Source organism: Stenotrophomonas pictorum JCM 9942 (genome assembly GCF_001310775.1).
Taxonomy (GTDB): Bacteria; Pseudomonadota; Gammaproteobacteria; order Xanthomonadales; family Xanthomonadaceae; genus Stenotrophomonas; species Stenotrophomonas pictorum.
The window spans coordinates 1-2,924 of sequence record NZ_BAZI01000332.1 but is presented as its reverse complement, the minus strand read 5'-3'; the positions used below and the strand labels follow the sequence as shown (position 1 = coordinate 2,924).

Below are 2,924 nucleotides of genomic sequence, written 5' to 3'. Positions count from 1 at the left end.
CCGCGGACGTCGTCCCCCGAGCCCAGCGCCGGCATGCCCGCCGAGGACCTGCTTGAAGATCCCGATCCGGAAACGCTGCTGCGCTACCAGCAGTCGGTTTCCAAGGCGCTGGCGCGCACGCCGGGGGTCATCAGCGGCATCTGGCTGACCCGCCTGACCCTGTCAGTGGAGCGCTCGGCCGATGACAAGACCGTATGGCCGCTGATCTGCCGCGAAGTGGAGCGCTACCCGGCGCTGCGCACGGTGCGCATCCAGCTCAACCCGCGCCCGGGTGTCGATGAACCGTGCGCTGGCGCCAGTGCAGCACCATCTGAGTGCACAAGGAAAAAGGCGCCAAACGGCGCCTTTTTCCTTGTGGCAATCCGCCCGGCGGGAACTCAGCGCGCCCCGGGTGCGAAGCGGGCGATCAGGTCGTAGGCATCGCCGAGGAACATCTGCCGCACCCAGGTGATCTGCAGTTCGCCGCGCCAGGTCTGGCGGTCGATCACCAGGCAGGCGGTCCCGGCCGGCACCTGCAGCAACGCGGCCTCGGCGGCGGTCGCTGCGACTGCGCTGATGCGATGCTCGCCGCGTGTCCACGAAACGTTCTGCAGCAGCCAGCTGCCCGGGGCGTGCTCGGAAAAATCCACGCCCAGCGTCTCCGGCACCGTTTCGGGATTGATCAGGCGGCGCTCCAGCGCCAGCGGCTTGCCGTCGGCCAAGTGCAGACAACGGATCGCCAGCAGCTGCCCGGCGGCGGCCAGCTGCACTTCTTCGGGCACGCCGCGGTGGGCGCTGCGCAGTTGCCGGTCCAGCAGCTGGAAGCCGTAGGCATGGCCCCGTTCGGTCACTGCCACTTCGATATCGGGAATTTCCAGTGCCACCTGCTCCAGGTGCGGTGGCTGCCGGGCGACAAACGAGCCGGCCCGCCGGCGGCGCTCGATCATGCCGCTTTCGGCCAGCGTGGTCAGCACTTTGTTCACCGTCATCCGCGAGCAGCCGTACTGTTCCATCAGCTCGTGTTCGAACGGGATGCGGAAACCGGGGGCCCACTCGCCACTGAGGATGCGGCTTTCGATATCGCTGCGGATGCGGTGATTGAGGGTGGGAGCTTTTTTGCTCTTCACTCGGGGTTCCTGAAAAGATCGGCGGGCCGGGCGTTGCGGGTCAGGCCAGAATCCGGTCCAGCGCGGCACGGTAGCGCGTCTGGATCGCGTCGCGATTGAGATGCCGTCCCTCACGGACCAGCTCGCGGCCATTTCGCCAGACCGCGCGAACGGCGCCATTACGTGCGGCGAACAACGCGCTGTCAAGCAGACTGTCGCCGCTGCGGCCATGCAGAGAGACGTGGTCCGGATCCAGTTCGAGCAGGTCTGCCGGCGCACCGACCGCCAGTCCGGCGCGCACTCCCAGGGCCTGCCCCGCTCCCTCGAGGGCCTGCTGGTACAGCCAGCGACCGGTGGAAAGATTGGCCGGCGAAAGCACGTTGCGACCGCGCAGGGTCAACCGCTGGCCGTATTCGAGCAGGCGCAATTCCTCGGCCGCATCGATCAGCACATTGGAATCGGAGCCGACGCCGAAGCGGCCACCGGCGGCGATGTGCTCGCGCATCGGGAACAGTCCGTCGCCCAGATTGGCCTCGGTGATCGGGCACAGGCCGACCACCGCGCCACTGCCGGCCATCAGCCGCACCTCCTCCGGGGTGACATGGGTGGCGTGGACCAGGCACCAGCGTTCATCCACCGCCGCGTGCGCGTACAGCCACTGCACCGGCCGCTGCCCGCTCCACGCCAGACAGGCCTCGACCTCGCGGACCTGCTCGGCGATATGGATATGGATCGGCCCGCGCGTCATGCCGGCCAGCGCCTGCAGCTCCGTTTCGGTGGTCGCGCGCAGGCTGTGCGGCGCCAGCCCGAGCACCGCGTCGGCAGATCGGCCAGCGCCTGTGCGCAGCCTTCCAGCAGGCGGGCAAAGCCGTCGATGTCGTGCAGGAAACGCCGCTGCCCCGGCACCGGCGCCACCCCGCCGAAATCAGCGTGGGCATAGAACACCGGCAGCAGGGTCAGGCCCACTCCGGTGCGGTCGGCCGCTGCCGCCAGTCGCACCGCCATCTCGGCCGGGTTGGCGTAATGGCGGCCGTCCTGGGCGTGATGCAGATAGTGGAACTCGCCGACACGGGTGAAGCCGGCTTCGAGCATTTCCATATAGGCCTGCTCGGCGATGGCCTGGAAACTGTCCGGATCCAGCCGGTCCAGAAAGCGATACATCAGCTCGCGCCAGCTCCAGAAGCTGTCGCCGGTGGTCCCGCCCACTTCGGTCAGACCGGCCATCGCCCGCTGGAACGCATGGCTGTGCAGGTTGCCCAGCCCTGGCAGCACCGTCCACAGGTTCCGATCGCCGTCCTGGCGCGGCGTATCGGCGGTAATTGCGGCGATCCGCCCCTGCGCGCATTCGATGCGCACATCGCGCGCCCAGCCCTGTGGCAGCAAGGCCTGCGCGGCATGGAAACAGACATTCTGGGGGGCGGCGCTCGCAATCACTGGACACTCTCCGTTGACCGGAATTATTGTATATACAAATAAGGATGGAAGCTGCACATGCGCTGCGACACGCTCTGGCACAACGCCCACCTGATGACCTTGGACGATGCCAGCGGCGGGCTCGGCTTTGTCCGTGGCGGCGTGCTGGCCGCACTGGATGGCCGCATCGTCCATGCCGGCCCTGCCGCCTCCGCGCCTGCATTCGACGCCGCCGAGCGCATCGATTGTCAGGGCCGCTGGATCAGCCCCGGCCTGATCGACTGCCATACCCATCTGGTCTACGCCGGCAACCGTGCCGGTGAATTCGAGCAGCGGCTGCAGGGCGTGAGCTATGCCGATATAGCCCTTGCCGGCGGCGGCATCGTCTCCACCGTGCGCGGCCCACCCGCGCCGCCGATGAGCCGC

1 protein-coding gene and 3 pseudogenes are annotated in these 2,924 nt (G+C 68.0%); 2 read left to right on the top strand and 2 right to left on the bottom strand.

All coding sequences use genetic code 11. From position 1 onward, the window contains the following. A pseudogene (locus tag JCM9942_RS13255) lies at positions 1 to 314 on the top strand (restriction endonuclease); the annotation flags it as partial. 63 nt (positions 315 to 377) lie between these two features. Here the strand turns inward: JCM9942_RS13255 and hutC are convergent. Both hutC and JCM9942_RS13245 read right to left on the bottom strand, forming a co-directional pair. Further along, on the bottom strand, positions 378 to 1,106 hold the full coding sequence (hutC, locus tag JCM9942_RS13250; RefSeq protein WP_054660247.1) for a histidine utilization transcriptional repressor HutC: 729 nt from the start codon (positions 1,104 to 1,106) through the stop codon (positions 378 to 380). 40 nt (positions 1,107 to 1,146) lie between these two features. Continuing rightward, positions 1,147 to 2,516: pseudogene (locus tag JCM9942_RS13245) on the bottom strand (formimidoylglutamate deiminase). Between the two features lie 60 nt (positions 2,517 to 2,576). Between JCM9942_RS13245 and JCM9942_RS18650 the strand changes: the two are divergent. Continuing rightward, a pseudogene (locus JCM9942_RS18650) lies at positions 2,577 to 2,924 on the top strand (imidazolonepropionase); the annotation flags it as partial.